11 protein-coding genes are annotated in these 15,430 nt (G+C 30.7%); 3 read left to right on the top strand and 8 right to left on the bottom strand.

Features of this window, described 5'->3' with window-relative positions:
• Positions 1-5 precede the first annotated feature (5 nt).
• The 3 genes from CLOCEL_RS05860 to CLOCEL_RS05850 all read right to left on the bottom strand — a co-directional run bounded on the left by CLOCEL_RS05860 (position 6) and on the right by CLOCEL_RS05850 (position 4,531).
• Positions 6-1,424: a glycosyl hydrolase family 8 gene (locus CLOCEL_RS05860; protein ID WP_010076216.1), complete on the bottom strand. Its 1,419-nt coding sequence runs from the start codon at positions 1,422-1,424 to the stop codon at positions 6-8.
• A gap of 523 nt (positions 1,425-1,947) precedes the next feature.
• Positions 1,948-3,000: a LacI family DNA-binding transcriptional regulator gene (locus CLOCEL_RS05855; protein WP_010076217.1), complete on the bottom strand. Its 1,053-nt coding sequence runs from the start codon at positions 2,998-3,000 to the stop codon at positions 1,948-1,950.
• 292 nt (positions 3,001-3,292) lie between these two features.
• Positions 3,293-4,531 carry a pectate lyase family protein gene (locus CLOCEL_RS05850; protein WP_010076218.1) on the bottom strand — a complete coding sequence of 413 codons (1,239 nt, stop codon included), beginning with the start codon at positions 4,529-4,531 and terminating at the stop codon, positions 3,293-3,295.
• A gap of 346 nt (positions 4,532-4,877) precedes the next feature.
• On the opposite strand from CLOCEL_RS05850, the gene CLOCEL_RS05845 reads away from it, so the two are divergent.
• On the top strand, positions 4,878-5,555 hold the full coding sequence (locus CLOCEL_RS05845) for a cadmium resistance transporter (RefSeq protein ID WP_010076219.1): 678 nt from the start codon (positions 4,878-4,880) through the stop codon (positions 5,553-5,555).
• Positions 5,556-5,841: 286 nt separating this feature from the next.
• On the opposite strand, the gene CLOCEL_RS05840 is transcribed toward CLOCEL_RS05845, so the two are convergent.
• The 4 genes from CLOCEL_RS05840 to CLOCEL_RS05825 form a co-directional block, all read right to left on the bottom strand.
• Positions 5,842-8,520 (bottom strand): ABC transporter permease, encoded by a 2,679-nt coding sequence (locus CLOCEL_RS05840; RefSeq protein WP_010076220.1) that lies wholly within the window; start codon positions 8,518-8,520, stop codon positions 5,842-5,844.
• Positions 8,517-9,200, bottom strand: coding sequence for an ABC transporter ATP-binding protein (locus tag CLOCEL_RS05835; RefSeq protein WP_010076221.1), 684 nt, complete (start codon positions 9,198-9,200; stop codon positions 8,517-8,519). The genes CLOCEL_RS05840 and CLOCEL_RS05835 overlap by 4 nt, the downstream gene beginning before the upstream one ends.
• 110 nt (positions 9,201-9,310) lie before the next feature.
• Positions 9,311-10,561 (bottom strand): HAMP domain-containing sensor histidine kinase, encoded by a 1,251-nt coding sequence (locus CLOCEL_RS05830; RefSeq protein ID WP_010076222.1) that lies wholly within the window; start codon positions 10,559-10,561, stop codon positions 9,311-9,313.
• A gap of 31 nt (positions 10,562-10,592) precedes the next feature.
• Entirely contained in the window at positions 10,593-11,285 is a 693-nt protein-coding gene (locus CLOCEL_RS05825; protein ID WP_010076223.1) for a response regulator transcription factor, read from the bottom strand.
• A gap of 348 nt (positions 11,286-11,633) precedes the next feature.
• Here CLOCEL_RS05825 and CLOCEL_RS05820 point away from each other — a divergent pair, with 348 nt between their 5' ends.
• Complete coding sequence (locus CLOCEL_RS05820) at positions 11,634-12,038, top strand: hypothetical protein (protein ID WP_013291648.1); 405 nt, start codon at positions 11,634-11,636, stop codon at positions 12,036-12,038.
• A 323-nt stretch (positions 12,039-12,361) separates the two neighbouring features.
• On the opposite strand, the gene CLOCEL_RS05815 is transcribed toward CLOCEL_RS05820, so the two are convergent.
• The gene (locus CLOCEL_RS05815) at positions 12,362-13,492 is read right to left on the bottom strand and encodes a S41 family peptidase (protein ID WP_010076225.1); all 1,131 of its coding nucleotides are present in this window, start codon (positions 13,490-13,492) and stop codon (positions 12,362-12,364) included.
• 453 nt (positions 13,493-13,945) lie between these two features.
• On the opposite strand from CLOCEL_RS05815, the gene CLOCEL_RS05810 reads away from it, so the two are divergent.
• Positions 13,946-15,430 carry a methyl-accepting chemotaxis protein gene (locus CLOCEL_RS05810; protein ID WP_010076226.1) on the top strand — a complete coding sequence of 495 codons (1,485 nt, stop codon included), beginning with the start codon at positions 13,946-13,948 and terminating at the stop codon, positions 15,428-15,430.

Below are 15,430 nucleotides of genomic sequence, written 5' to 3'. Positions count from 1 at the left end.
AATAATTATCCTAAAATCTTCTTTTTCAATAAAGCTAAATCAATTGCATTAATCGCTGAATCGCCATTAAGATTTGCGTTATCCTTATTTATAGCTACATTATTTCCTAATAAATGACTCTTTAATACTGCAAGATCTATAGCATTAACCTTACCATCACCATTAACATCACCAGCTAAAGGTATTGGTTTCACTTGTTGTGGTTTCCATATCTTAAAGTTACCACTACACTCTAATAATCCTAACAGATATAATGAGCCGTTAAAGTAACGCCATGTACCAGTAGGTGCATAAGTATTCCATAATTCATTAACAAATTCAGTAGCATGACTGTTTGTAGCTGCTAAACTTCCTACAGCATTCATTGCTACTACCCCTACAGAATGGTCAACGCCTACTTTTGTACCACTTACAGTATACTTATCAACATAACTGCTAAGTCCTTGGCTATAGAAGAAGTTCTGAAGATTATTTGCAAAGGTTTGTTGCCATGGATCTTTTCCCCACCAAGCGTAATCTACTGAACTATTTGCGATTGTACGCCAAGCATCATAGCTGTAGTTTCCACGTCCTGAAATCCATGACACTTCCTTTGGTGATCCATCAAAGTTAGCATATTCTGGACTAAGTCCTGTAGTTGGGTGCACTGTTTTCTTAAAAAATTCTCTACTAGTTTTTGCTATAGTAGCCCATCTATCATTATCTTTATCAGCCCATAAAGCCCAAAGGTCATAAAAGGCTGGTAAATGATATGATGGATCTGTAAATGTTGCTACATCCGGAATAGGACAAAATACTATTTGATTATTTGTAGAATTAAAAAAGTTTACGCCTACCCCATCATCAGCTTGGTGTAGCATCGCATCCATTATTCCTTGAGCCTCAGCTTTATAATTAAATATACCTGAACCATTTCCCCAACGGTTTGCTGCAAAAAGTAGAGACATTACAAAGTATTCTTCTCCATCTGGAGCTGGTGTATTGTCTAATATTTTACCATTTGTATCACACTGCCAAGCAAAGTAACCTTTAAATTGTCCATCTGGATGATACATATAGGTTCTTGCCCACTTCCATATCCTATCAAACTCATCTTTTTTATCTAACTGAACAGCAATCATCATACCATATGACATAGCTTCAGTTCTTACATCGTTGTTTCCTATATCTTTTATGTATCCCATGTCAGTTCCCACAGGATAATATATCCTTTGATCGTCATTTCCATAGAAGTATTGATTAAACATCTTGTTAATCTTTTCGTCTACCTGTGCTTGTGTTTTTCCTGATTCAACAAATAAATTTCTATATGTATTTGTATAATATGCACCATTAGTTGCAGTATCTGCTGCATAGGCACTTATCGATGAAATACTGCTTACTGCTATACTTGCAATGGCTAGTGTTGCTCCTATCTTTTTCATATCCTTCTTTACCCCCGTTTTCTTAATCTTAATCATCCATAATAATCTTGATAAAATTTGATTTTTAACTTACTTATGTATAGATTAACAAATATGATAGAATCTCCGATCTTTTATGCAATATTCTTTGCATCGTTTCTATTGCAATCCCCCTCATCATAGTTGCTACTTAGTATAATTACTCAAATTATACTTTTTATAAACGCGTGTTTATTTTAAAGCAAATTAATTCTATCTATGTTCCAGTGTAAAGTAGCGATAAAATATATTCTTTACAAGATATGTCTATAAATTTTAGTTTAAGCATACCTCTTATAAATAAACAACACATATATATTTTAGCCTTGTTTATATATTTTAGCCTTGTTTATATATTTAAAGTTGTGGCTATATGTTAAATTAATGCAAATGATGAAATCTTAAGTTTGCTATAGACTTTTTGCATTAATTCAACTACTAACCAAGTTTTGCGCTGATCTTTCAGAAAAAGTTTATCTAAGAAAACTAATAACTGCGTTGCTTTTTATATAGAACCTTTTAATTCAATACAAGATTTTCTTTTTATAAGTTCCACAGGCACTATATAATTTGCTGAAAAATTTATATTATTTTCAGTTAAATTAACAATCGCCTTTACAGCAACTGCAGCCATCTCCGCAAATGTAATTTTTATAGTTGTCAATGGTACAGTTAAATACTTAGCAACTTCGATGTCATCAAAGCCCACTATTGAAATATCTTCTGGAACTTTTAATCCAATTTCATCTATAGCCTTTAATGCTCCAATTGCCATATTGTCATTACTTACAAATATAGCTGACGGCTGTGTCTTTGCAAGTAACTTTTTAGCTGCTATATATCCACCTTGTTCTGTAAAATCTGATTTAACAATTAAACTATTTACAATAGGAATATTGGCATCTATTAGTGCTTGCTTATATCCTTTAACTCTTTCAACAGATGAAATTTTTTCTTTTTCGCCAGTGATATGAGCAATGCTTTTATGATTAAGATCAATTAAGTATTTTGTTGCTCTATAAGCTCCACTATAATTATCAGCATTTACAATTATGCATTTATTATAGATACTTTCATCTGATTTAACAGATTGATCTACTAATGCAACTTTGTACCCTGCACTTATTATTTCTCTAATTATTGGATCATCGTTATTTTGTCCAATAAATATTCCTGCCGCAATTGTATTATCATAAAAAGTTTCTTTGACCTCTTTATATAGACTTGGCTTATTAACTAAAAATACAAGCACTTTATATCCTAGTATACTAGCAGTTTCAACTACTGAGCTTGTAAATTCGAGAAAATATTGGCATGCTGTAATTCTTTTTCCTTTATCATCAATTTCTGGTCTCATATCAATAATAAATAGCCCAATAATTCTATTTTGGGCCCCTGCAAGCATTCTAGCAGATGCATGTGGTACATAATTATATTCCTCTATTACCTTTAATACTTTTTGCCTAGTCTCATCTGGAACATTAGGATAATTATTAATTACTCTTGAAACAGTGCTCCTTGAAACCCCTGCAAGTTTTGCTATGTCATTACTATTCATCAAAGCTCACCTTCTTATTTTTGTAAACGCGTGTTTATATTGTAATATTACATTATTTTTTACGATTTTTCAATACTTTCCTTCTAAAATAGATAATTGTTTTCTAGCTTAGACAAAAATGCTTATCACTTTTATATACCCCTTTTAAAATAATATCTATGAGGATGACCTTGTATTTATAGCACCATCTCATAAGTTATAGAATATACTCTTAAAATTAAAATAATATAGCCGAGGATAGCTCCTCGGCCTTCATTTGTAATTAATTCTATGGTTACTTTAGAATGATATATTATTTACCTGCTCCAGCATTATTAACAATTTCTTGCGCAATAGTTTTATAGTTGCTTACTGTTACTACTTTTGGAACATAACTATATCCTGGTTTTGCAGTTGTATCATATGCTGGCTTGCTTGCACCAAGAACTTGAGTTGGGTATACATTACCATTTAAGATACTTCCTGCTTCTTGGAAGTAATATGTAGGTGTACCTGTATTCATACTTCTCATTACAGTAGTTTTGTTATTAGCCATATCTGTTGGATTTAGATTAAATATGTTGCCTTCTGAATATAATGTACTCTTTAATCCCATTCCAAAAACATAAGCAATAGAATCTTGTCCAGTTGCTTCATAATAATTATTTAAAGCATGAACATGTCCAAATCTTACTCTTGGTAATCTTTCATGAGTATTTGTATAATAATTTTCATAGAAAGTTACATGTAACTTTCCACCATCTTTACTTTCTGCTTTATCTGAAGATCCTAAAAGATCAACTTTTAAATGATCCTTAAAAAGACAATGAGATATAGATACATTATCTGCTCCAGCTTTAACGTCTAATAATCCATCATGGTGTATTGGAGTATTTTTATCTGTACAGCCTTTAGCTTTTTCAGGATTTTTTCCATCAGAAAAAGTACAGTGATCTATCCAAACATTTGTAGCCCCTTCTACACACATATTATCAAGTTCTGTGTTCCATTCATTACTGCTCCATATTGGGAAGAAGTCGTAAGCATCTTCAAAGCTTATATTCTTAATTACAACATTATTTGTTCCAGTACCAAGTTTTATTCCACCACCAGATAGTGTTACACCACCATCTTTACCTATAAGCGTTGTGTTTGATTTTACTCTTACAATAACATCGCTAGCCATATCAGAACCACTTTTCCATGGCATAGTTTTTGGGTCTGAAACTCCTGGAATATATTCTTTACCTGTAGAATCACTACAAAGATTAATATCCTTTTGTATAACTATTATTTTTGGTGCATCAGTTATTACTGTTCCTTTAGCATCTTTTATCTTAGCTGATATTGCAGCTAATAATTCTTTCTTTGTGTTTACATAGAAAATATTCTTTGTATCTCCACCACCAGTAGCATTTGCACCATAACCAATAGCTTTCTCCCCGCTAACTGCTGCATTTACATTTTGAGTTGTCGTAACGTTTCCAACTATTGCGCCACTAAGCACAAGAGTCGCAATCATAGTACTTAAAATCTTTTTACTTTTTAACATTTTTTCATTCCCCCTAGATAATATACTTTATGTAAATATATTCTTGTATAATTTTATATTAATATACTTTTTTTAATATGTAAAGTGAATTTTGTATACAAGTGAAAACATTTCAACAACGACCTTAGGCTATTTTAATCGCAGTTATACAAATATGTTTCTAATCCCTAATATCCTTTTGAAATTAATTTAGTTTCAATGGTTCTCTTTTATTTTAAGATATGTTTTAAGCCTATATTAAAATGTGATATAAATTTTACCATATGCTATAATTTAGTATACAATTATAAACTATTACGCATCAAAACTGCTATTATTAACTAAAACATATAAGTGGGGAAAGTATTTGTTTAGTACAGTAATAACGGCTTTTATTTCATTTGTAAGTACAAATATTGATGATATATTTGTACTCATGCTGTTTTTCTCACAAGTAAATAGTATTATGAATACACGTCATATCATTATTGGACAGTATTTAGGAATAGGAGCTTTAACAGCAATAAGTATAGTGGGAGCTTTAGGTATATCAGTAATTCCCCATGAATATGTAGGCTTACTTGGATTAGTTCCTATATATTTAGGCATAAAAGCATATACTGACTATAAAAAAGAAAGTAAGGACAATAAAAATCCAGAAAATCAGAACGGTGAGAATAATAAATTAGAAGAAACTACTGATATAAAGGAAAATAGTATAATAACTTTTATCAAAAACTTTATTAATCCAAGTGTTTTTAAAGTAGCCAGTATAACTTTTGCTAACGGTGGAGATAACATTGGAATTTATATACCTCTTTTTACAAGTATGAATTTAATAGGTATTTTTGTAACTGTAGTAATGTTTATATTTCTTACAGCACTATGGTGTTTTATTGGTAAAAGCTTAGCAGAATATCCTTTTGTTCAGAGAAATATCGAAAAATACAATCACATCTTCATTCCAATAATATTTATAGGGTTAGGACTTTTTATTCTACTAGAAAATGGTACAATAACTTTTATTTATAAGAGTATATTTTGAGATTATATATAATATTCTTTTAAAGTGTATTTATGGAAGTAGAAATGATATGCTCTATCTCCCAAGTAGCACGTTTTTATATTTACGTTGTCTACTTTAAATGGATTATATAAAGCGTAGCTGCTTCCGTTTTTAGGTACAAAACGGGAAAACCTCATAATAAGTAACATTAAAAACAACACTAATATTCGCATATATTAGTGCTGTCTTTATCATGTTTTTATTCGCTATTAAAGAAAGATACAACAAAATTGAATATAAAATTATAAACAACTAAACTTAAACCTTAGTTTTCTTTCCTTAAGTCATCAGCTATTATCCCAAAATTAACTTTTCTCATTGATAATAGACTCCATATAGCAGTTATTAATATAGAGCTAACTGCAGCCACTATAATATCTTTCCATGGCATAGTCCATGGAATCTCTGAAACTCCTGCCAGTATTTTAAACACTATATAGTAGACAATAGTTCCTATGATAGTTCCGTATAATGCAGATACTAAGCCATACAACAACCCCTCTAACAATATCATTTTCCTAATAGCCTCCTGGGTCATTCCTATTGCCTTAAGTACTGCAAATTCCTTAATTCTCAATATTAAGTTGGTACTTATAGTGTTTGAGATATTTAAGCATCCAATAAACGCTACTACAAATATAAAGCCATAAAGCAAAATACTTAATATCATCTTTGTATCCTTATTTTCCTTGCTAGCTTTCTCATTATCAGTATATCCATAAGCCGCATTATTTCTTTGCATTTCCTTAAAATACTCAGTGATTTCAGTGTGTGAAACCTCGGGCTTAGCTACAACAAATATATGTGAAATATTATCCTTGCCTGTAACATCTTTATACACCTCAGGGGTTGTTATCATTATTAGTCCTGCATTCTCATTATATTTATCAGTTAAAATACTTTTATCAGCTATACCAACTATTTTAACCTTTTTATACTTATTATCTCCTGCACTTTCAATCTTTATTTCTATTTCGTCTCCAACTTTATAATTGGTCACATCGGTTACGACACTGTTACCTTTTTCTCCATATATTTTAGATGTGTTTACTAGAACAACTCCCTTTTCTTTATTTAAAACATCCTTATCAGTAGTACCAACACTAAGATTTTTCTTTAGTTCCTCTAGACCTTCATCCCCATAAGATACAAAACTATTTCCTCCAATCCTATAAGCATTTCCTTCCTTCACAACAAAATTATCTTTTCTAAGTTCATAATATTTGTGGGTAACTTTTTCCGTTGGCAGCAGTATCGTTGAATCAGATATATAAAGGGGATAAGATTTTTCCACTGAATTAAAATTTTTAATATTTAAATATATTGATTTATCTATACCATTTGATTGCTGATTATCGTAAAACCCATAAGTATTATAGAAATGATACGTATAGCTTTTACCTACCTCTGCCAATCCAGTTTTGAAGGCATAGCCCATTATTCCAGACGTAACAATATATAAAACTATACTGATTATCATTGAAAAAACAGTTATCCTAAACCTGGTTTTGTTCCTTCTTATATTTCTGTTTGCAAATTGCCCTTCTATACCAAATATATATTTTACAAATAATGATTTTTTGATTTTCTTTATTTTTTCAACCTTTGTACTACCTGAATTTTTTACAGCTTCAAGAGGTGAAACCTTAGCTGCCTGATTAGCTGGTCCAACTGCTGAAATGAAAACAGTAAAAACTCCAAGGATACCACTTAGTATAATAACTAAAGGCGAAATCACCATTCTAATATCATAAAAAGATCCTAAACTAAGAAAGCCAATAATATAAAATATAAACTTCATTACTAGAGTTCCTAAACTGAGACCAATAGGAATACCAATTGCACTTAGGAAGAACGCTTCTTTATATACAATTTTTCTTATCTGCTTTTCTGAAGCTCCAACACATCTTAAGGTTCCATATTGTGAAATCCTCTCAAGAACTGAAATATTAAAAGAATTATAAATTATAGCTATAGTACAAATAACAATTAATGCAAATGCAATTATAAAGCCCCAGAACATACTAGAATTTACGCCTTCATATATACTCTTCCCATATAGACTTAACAGACTATTATTATATTGAATATTAAAATCATTAGTTCCAAAATTAGGGGCCTCCAGTTTTCCTGCTTTTTCACTGGTAACATCAGAAATATTAATACCTGCAGCTATTTTTTCAGCTTTCATTTCTATATTATTCATTGATTTCATTTGTAAATATAAGAAATATTTTTTATCATCACTTATACTCTTGTAATCATCAAAGGTTATAGCCTTAGCAATAAATGCATCTGATTGAAATATTCCTTTATTCTCTAAAAAGCCTACAACAGTATATTCTTTTTCAGCCTCAACTTGGAATCTTTCTTCAGCGCTCCAATCGACATCACCAAGTGTATTAACGGCAATTTCTTTACCATTCTCTGTGTTTATCCTTTTTCCAACAGTTAATTTTATTTTACTTCCGATTTGCGGTTTGTTTTCCATGTATTCTAAAATCCACTGATCTAATGCTATCTCCCTTGAGTTTTCGGGTAATCTTCCATATTTGGCTTCTACTTTAAGCATAGCCATTGCATTTTTATCATAGCCTTTAATATTTAAATACCTATAAGGTGCCGCCCATCTGTTCTCTGACATTTCTTTTTCGCTGGTTTTATTAATTATTGCAAAATTTTCTCGGCTTATAATACCATAGTTTAGAACTTCAAAATTATTCATTACTTTATTTGCAGCATTTCCAGAGATTCCATTAAACGCCACATGGTAATCTCCATATTCCTGCTTGGTTTCTCTAATCATTTTATCTCTTATGCTTACGGCTAAAGTTCCCACTGATGTAATTAATGTAACTGAGAGGATGATACCAATTATACTAAGTAAGGTTCTACTCTTTTGGAACTTAAGATACTTTTTCGTGATTTCTGAATAATTCTTCATCCTCTCATCACCTCATTTTTCACAACACAGCCATCATCAATTGTTATTACCCTATCTGCTACAGCCGCTATTTTTAAATCGTGTGTTATTACAATCAAGGTTTGATGATACTTTTTAACAGAGTACTGAAGAAGCTCTATTATTTCCTTGCTATTTTTGCTGTCTAAGTTTCCTGTAGGCTCATCGGCAAGAATTATTGAAGGCTTATAAACCATAGCCCTTCCTATAGAAACTCTTTGTTGTTGTCCTCCAGATAATTCTGACGGAAGATGATTTCTTCTATCCTGAAGGCCTAAAATAGTAAGTAGCTCCTCAAAATACTTTTCATCTGCAGTTCTATTGTCTAAAAGCAAAGGCATTACCATATTTTCCTCTGCAGTTAATACTGGAATCAGATTATAGGATTGAAATATAAACCCAACCTTACGTCTTCTAAAAACAGCAAGTTCCTTCTCACCTAAGGTATATATATCAGAACCATCAACAATTACACTTCCACTGGTAGGTTTATCGATACCTCCAAGGAGATGAAGCAAAGTACTCTTTCCCGAACCACTTGCTCCAACTATTGCAACAAACTCACCTTGATTAACTGAAATATTAATATTTTTAAGGGCCTCTACTTTTAGATCACCACTACCATAGCTCTTACACAAATCTTTAGTCTTTAAAATTTCCATTACTATTTCCTCCTAACATATAGTTTAAAAGTTACTATACATTAATAATAGCTAATGAACCTTACTATAAGATGAATTGCTTCCTTACTATTTTGTAAGATTACTTTTTTCTAAATGATACCTTTTAGAAAGGTTATCACAAACTCCGTCCCTTCACCTTTTACACTATTAACCGAAATACTGCCCCCTTGCTTTTCTATAATAAGCCTTGATAGTGAAAGACCTATACCTACACTTTTTGCCTTAGCTGAATTATTCCCACTATAGAATCTTTCAAATACATGTGGAAGATCTTTTGGGTCTATACCTTCCCCAGTATCTCTTATTACTATTCTGTTAAATAAAGGTGTTTCTTTTAACTCAATATCAATCTTGCCACCTATACCTGTATGCTCAACACAATTTTTTATAATATTGGCTAAAGCTTCTTCTAACCATTCTTCATCTCCGTAAAGAAACATATTATCTTCACTGTTAATCTTTATTTCTTGATTTTTTTCTTTCCACAAATCTCTTAAATAATTTACTGACGCTTGAACTGGCGCTGATAATTGTATTTTTTCGTATCGAAAGTCTATAGCATCTGCCTCAAGCCTTGCCATTTTAAGAAGATTTTCAACAAGCCATTCAATTCTGTCTAGCTGTGCTTTACTCCTATTCAAAAACTCCATCCTAATTTCTTCCCCCATATCTTTATCTTGAAGCAAATTGTCATTTAATATTACAAGAGAAGCAAGAGGAGTTTTTAATTGATGGGATATATCTGAAATAATGTTTTTTAATAAAACTTTATCTTCCTTTAGTTTTTCAAGATTTAATTTTAATCTTTCAGCCATAACATCAAAACTATGGCTTAACTTTCCAAACTCACCTTCCAAATTTTCTTTTCGTATTATACTAAAGTCTCCTTCCACAACCTTATCTGCAGAAAAAGCAATTGTTCTTACTTTTTTAAATATTCTACTATATTCAAAAAACAATAATAGTACTATTGGAATAAGGTAAATAAGTGCTAACAAAACTATCTTAATAGGTATATTTATAAATGAATCCTTATACATTGTTTGATGTGAAAGTGGCATATTCTTTTCATAACCAAAGTCTTTTAAAACTTGTCTTCCATTATCTATTTCCTCTTTATCAGCTCCCTTTGTTATATAACCTGCAATATTATCCTCCATTTGCGGATATTCTGAAAGTATATGCCCTACTAATGCAGCATTTTCATCTATTATTTTATTATTCAAAGAAACTAATCCAGTGTTTACTACAAAAAATAGTAATATTGCTAAAAGCAATTGTAATAAAACCATTTTTATTACAACTGATTTTAACTCAGGATTTTTTAAAATACCCTCCATGATAAAGCCTCCACAATTACAAAGATTTGTTTTAATAGTTAACTTTAGAATTCCACTTGTACCCGACTCCCCTTACGGTAAGAATATGTACAGGAGCCGAAGCGTCATCCTCAATTTTTTCTCTTAATCTTCTAATATATACTGATAGAGTATTATCATCGATAAATTCTCCGTCTATATCCCACAACTTTTCTAAAATAGTGTTTCTGCTTAATATTTGCTCTGAATGCTCAATTAAAGTTAAAAGAAGTCTATATTCAACAGCAGTTAATATGATTTCCTTACCTGCTTTTTTTACTTTTCCCTTAAGCACATTAATCTCTATATTCCCTGATTTAATAATATTTGCATAGTCCACGGCCTTGCCATTTCTTCTCATTACTGCATTGATTCTTGATATTAACTCTTTTATCCTAACAGGTTTAGAAATATAGTCATCTGCACCTAAATCAAGGCCCATTACTACATTTGCTTCATCATTACAAGAAGTTAAAAATATAATAGCCATTGTGGAATTGCTTCTTATTTCCCTGCAAAATTCATATCCATTTCCATCAGGTAATGTTACATCTAACAGTACAATATCTAATTTCTCCGTTTCAAAAGCTTTTCTAGCTTTAGCTAAATTATCGGCTAATATAACATCGAAACCTTCATTTTTTAATGTATATTCTATTCCAAATGCCAAGGTACTATCATCCTCTACTAATAAAACCTTGCTCATATAAATCACTCCTCATGTTTACATCTTTTAATCCCATTTTTAAACTCCATAATACAGTATCTCATATTTTACTAATTGTATTATAAATTAATTTAATCTATTGTACTAGTTAAATACCTCTACAATACTTCCAAATAGAAAAACGCTCATATTTTACAACATAATACAATATAACTTTACACAATGAATTTATCCCTCTACAAGTTTAGACATAGTTTTTCATACCTTTTAACCCATTTAATGGAGAAAAATTTATAAAACTTAAATAGTCTTGTATTTTTATACAAATTTTAATTGAACCCACAAATTTCCCTTGATATAATTTACTTGTAAAAGGAGGGGGTACATATGAAAAAATTAGCTTTATTCACTGGAGCTGCACTTATATCAGTAGTAGCATTTACATCTCTATCAAACACAAGCACTTCCACAACAAGTTCTATTGGAAGACTTGAGTCCATTGGGAGATTGGAGTCTATCGGAAGACTTGAATCCATTGGCAGATTAGAATCTATCGGAAGACTTGAATCCATTGGCAGATTAGAATCTATCGGAAGACTTGAATCCATTGGTAGATTAGAATCTATCGGAAGACTCGAATCCATTGGTAGATTAGAATCTATCGGAAGACTTGAATCCATTGGTAGATTAGAATCTATCGGAAGACTTGAATCCATTGGCAGATTAGAATCTATCGGAAGGCTTGAATCCATTGGCAGATTAGAATCTATCGGAGCAATTGATGGACAATAGGTTTAAATTTTTTATATTTTTTTAAAGCTATATTGTACAATGCTAGTTCTACATTAAATCCGTATACTTTTGATATAATCAATGTGTATTTTTAATTGGAACACATATAATTGTTATGTATAGATTAAAGGTTATATAAAGCTATTTCACTTTATATAACCTCTTTTTTGCTAATCTTTTTCTTATATAAGTTCCATTAATGAAACTTCATTAAAATCCTAAAGATATATTAAAAACAATATAACCTTGAAGATTTTTTATAAAAATTTATATATAGTATTATATTTTTATAACATGATTTTATATTTTTGTACGATAACATGTTATTTCTTAAGTACTTCTAAAGCCCTTTGCAATATTACGTCAGTGTTATCTTTTATCTCATCCTTTAGCTCAATATTTGGTGTAACACCGATAAGATTATAGGAATTCATTTTAGCGGAATACCAAGCACCGTCAGTTAACTCCATTAAAGCTCCGTCGGATAAAGGATATGTTGAATTTATAGTTCCTTTTCCATATGTCTTCTCTCCTATTAAAATCCCTCTTTCATTTTCTTGTATAGCGGAAGCACTGACCTCACCTGCAGACATAGTGGAGCTATTAACAAGTACTACAATTGGCACAAACTTATCTACTATTGTTTTTTCAGAATCAGCAGCATAAGTTGCTCCTTTCCTATCTTTATATTCAGTAGTGATTATGTTTCCACTACTTAGAAAATAATTTATTATTGTTACAGCTGTATTTAACTCCCCACCAGAATTATCTCTCAAATCCCATATGATTCCCTTAGGGTTTCTCTCCTTAATTTCTTGTAAACTTTCTTTCATTAATTCTGCTGCGTTCAAATTAAAGGAACTTAACTTTATATAACCTATGTTTTCATGGATCATTTTTGCCTCAAGTAGCTGAAATTGAACTCTATTAACTTGAAAATCTAAATTTTCGCCGTCTCTTTCTATTACTAATTTCACAGCAGTATTTTTAGGACCGATTATTCTATAGGCATTTTCAGAATATGTAGAATCCTTTCGCACTTTCCACCCATCAATTTCTACTATTTTATCTCCTTCAAGAATCCCAGCTTTTTCTGCTGGCCCGCCATTTCTTACTCCTTTAACAACAAAAGAACCATCTTCCATATCACTAGAAATCCCTATGACTCCATAATTTCCGTCCATATATTGTAGGTATCTATCTGCTATTTCTGGTGTTAGAAGATTCGCTCTCTTATCTCCTAAATTATAAAGCATTCCTCTTACTGCTAAATACTTCAAATCCATCTGAGGCATGTCCCCATAATACTTACTTTCAATAAGTCTTTTTGCTTCATTAATATATTTTATATCTGAACCAATCATATAATCACGAACCTTAAATCCAATAAAAAACCAAGCAAAAACTATGCATATTGCTGTTATAGGTTTTAAAATTTTCTTATAATTCTTCATATGTATGTTCCCCTCTTTTAGCAAATTGCTTATAAATGCTTTCCCAATAATATTTGTTATGTTAATTAAAGCTTTTTTCAAGTTTTTTTCAAGCTTTTCATTACATAATATAAATTTAGAATCAATTTTGAAACATCTGTTAAATTCCCTTTAACATTTTTCCTTAAATATACATTCCATTATCGATACTTGATCAAAATCCTATTGACATATTGAAAAATCAACATAGCATATGAAGATTCTTTACCTAAATTTATACATAAGTTTAGAATACTAACTTTTTTATAACATATCAATATAAATTTACCTTCATAATAAATTTTCCTTAATATAGTACATCAACGTTTATTTTAAAATTGAAACTTGCCTATAATTATATTTGTACAATTGTCTATAATGGGCATACTATTTGTGAAAATATTTATCCGTAAGAAAGTTTTAGAGGTGATAACCATGAATAGTAACCCTGAATTATTAACTCATGTAAAGAAAGTTAATAAAATTGTTTCATATATACTGATTTTCTTTGCTCTCACATCCCTTATAATGACTATATTATTGAAAAAGCCTATACCACTATTAGGAAATATCTCTATCTTTTTAGGCGCCGCTTTATCTATAGCATTTTTTAAAAAGCAGGGATTTGAAAAAAAAGTTATGTATATTGCAACACTAGCTTTTACAATTTATGCGCTTACTAGTTTTCCAGTAGCACCTTCTATAGCAACATCCATATTGCTGCTGATGCTATCATTTTGTATTATAGCCCTTTATTTAAATAAGTTATTAGTACTGATTAACGGAATTGTCATTTTTATTGCTTTAATTATATTGCAAGTTTTAGTGAAGCCTATATTTAACCCTGAGGATTTTATACCAAGCTTGATACTAATTATTATCATTAACCTTTGTCTATTTTTCTTAACAGATTGGGGTGAAAAATTAATTTTTTCTGCTAATGAGAAAGAAACAACAGCTAGAAATCTATTAATGGAATTAGAAAAAACAATGGATGTAATCCTCACAAGCAACTACTCTTTAAATAGTGACATTACTAACTGTAATGATAATGTTGGTGTAGTACATGAAATAAGTAATTCTATGGCAACAACTGTTCAAGAAATCACGAAAGGTGTAGTTGGTCAGACTGAGAGCGTCAATCATATAAACCGTATGATGAAGGAAGCAGATGGAAAGGTCTCTGAAATAACTAACTTTTCAAAACAACTGGCTGATGTTTCATCTAACGCTAATCAAGTGGTTCGTGAAGGCTCTGAAAAGGTTAGTATAATGGCTAATCAAATAAGTATTATTGGTGAATCTGTATCAAAATCTTATGAAACGGTTATTGAACTAAGTAATAATATGGATGAGGTAAATAATTTTCTTATAGGAATAACTCAAATTTCAGAGCAAACTAATCTTTTAGCTTTAAATGCATCGATAGAAGCTTCTAGAGCTGGCGAATCAGGTAAAGGTTTTGCTGTGGTAGCAGACGAAGTAAGAAAACTTGCTGAACAAAGTGGAAGTACTGTTGAACAAATTAATAAAATCATTACTAAAATAAAGGAAAAAACTCAAAATGTACTTATTGAGGTGAATAAAGGCCATACAGCCATGAAGGAAGGTAAGACCTATGGCGAACAGGTTAATAATAGCTTTAATATGATCCAAAGTTCCTTTAATAATATAAATAAATTTATATCTGAAGAGATTAGTAAAATTGATAACTTGGCTAGCTTATTTTCTAAAATCAACATGGAATCTGAGAGTATAGCTTCCATTGCTGAAGAACATTCTGCTTCTACAGAAGAACTGCTAGCAACTACTGAAGAACTTAACGCTAATATAGCGACTATTTATAGCCTTCTAAAACAAATAAAAGACTCTAGTGACAAACTTCAAAACGTCATAAACAACAATATATTCAATGTATAA

It is taken from the genome of Clostridium cellulovorans 743B (genome assembly GCF_000145275.1).
GTDB lineage: Bacteria > Bacillota > Clostridia > Clostridiales > Clostridiaceae > Clostridium_K > Clostridium_K cellulovorans.
This window is presented reverse-complemented; position numbering and strand designations above follow the sequence as displayed.

Coding starts and splice junctions, on each gene's coding strand:
- CLOCEL_RS05860 (WP_010076216.1), bottom strand. CDS start 1,424: ATGAAAAAGATAGGAGCAACACTAGCCATTGCAAGTATAGCAGTAAGC.
- CLOCEL_RS05855 (WP_010076217.1), bottom strand. CDS start 3,000: ATGAATAGTAATGACATAGCAAAACTTGCAGGGGTTTCAAGGAGCACT.
- CLOCEL_RS05850 (WP_010076218.1), bottom strand. CDS start 4,531: ATGTTAAAAAGTAAAAAGATTTTAAGTACTATGATTGCGACTCTTGTG.
- CLOCEL_RS05840 (WP_010076220.1), bottom strand. CDS start 8,520: ATGAAGAATTATTCAGAAATCACGAAAAAGTATCTTAAGTTCCAAAAG.
- CLOCEL_RS05835 (WP_010076221.1), bottom strand. CDS start 9,200: ATGGAAATTTTAAAGACTAAAGATTTGTGTAAGAGCTATGGTAGTGGT.
- CLOCEL_RS05830 (WP_010076222.1), bottom strand. CDS start 10,561: ATGGAGGGTATTTTAAAAAATCCTGAGTTAAAATCAGTTGTAATAAAA.
- CLOCEL_RS05825 (WP_010076223.1), bottom strand. CDS start 11,285: ATGAGCAAGGTTTTATTAGTAGAGGATGATAGTACCTTGGCATTTGGA.
- CLOCEL_RS05820 (WP_013291648.1), top strand. CDS start 11,634: ATGAAAAAATTAGCTTTATTCACTGGAGCTGCACTTATATCAGTAGTA.
- CLOCEL_RS05815 (WP_010076225.1), bottom strand. CDS start 13,492: ATGAAGAATTATAAGAAAATTTTAAAACCTATAACAGCAATATGCATA.
- CLOCEL_RS05810 (WP_010076226.1), top strand. CDS start 13,946: ATGAATAGTAACCCTGAATTATTAACTCATGTAAAGAAAGTTAATAAA.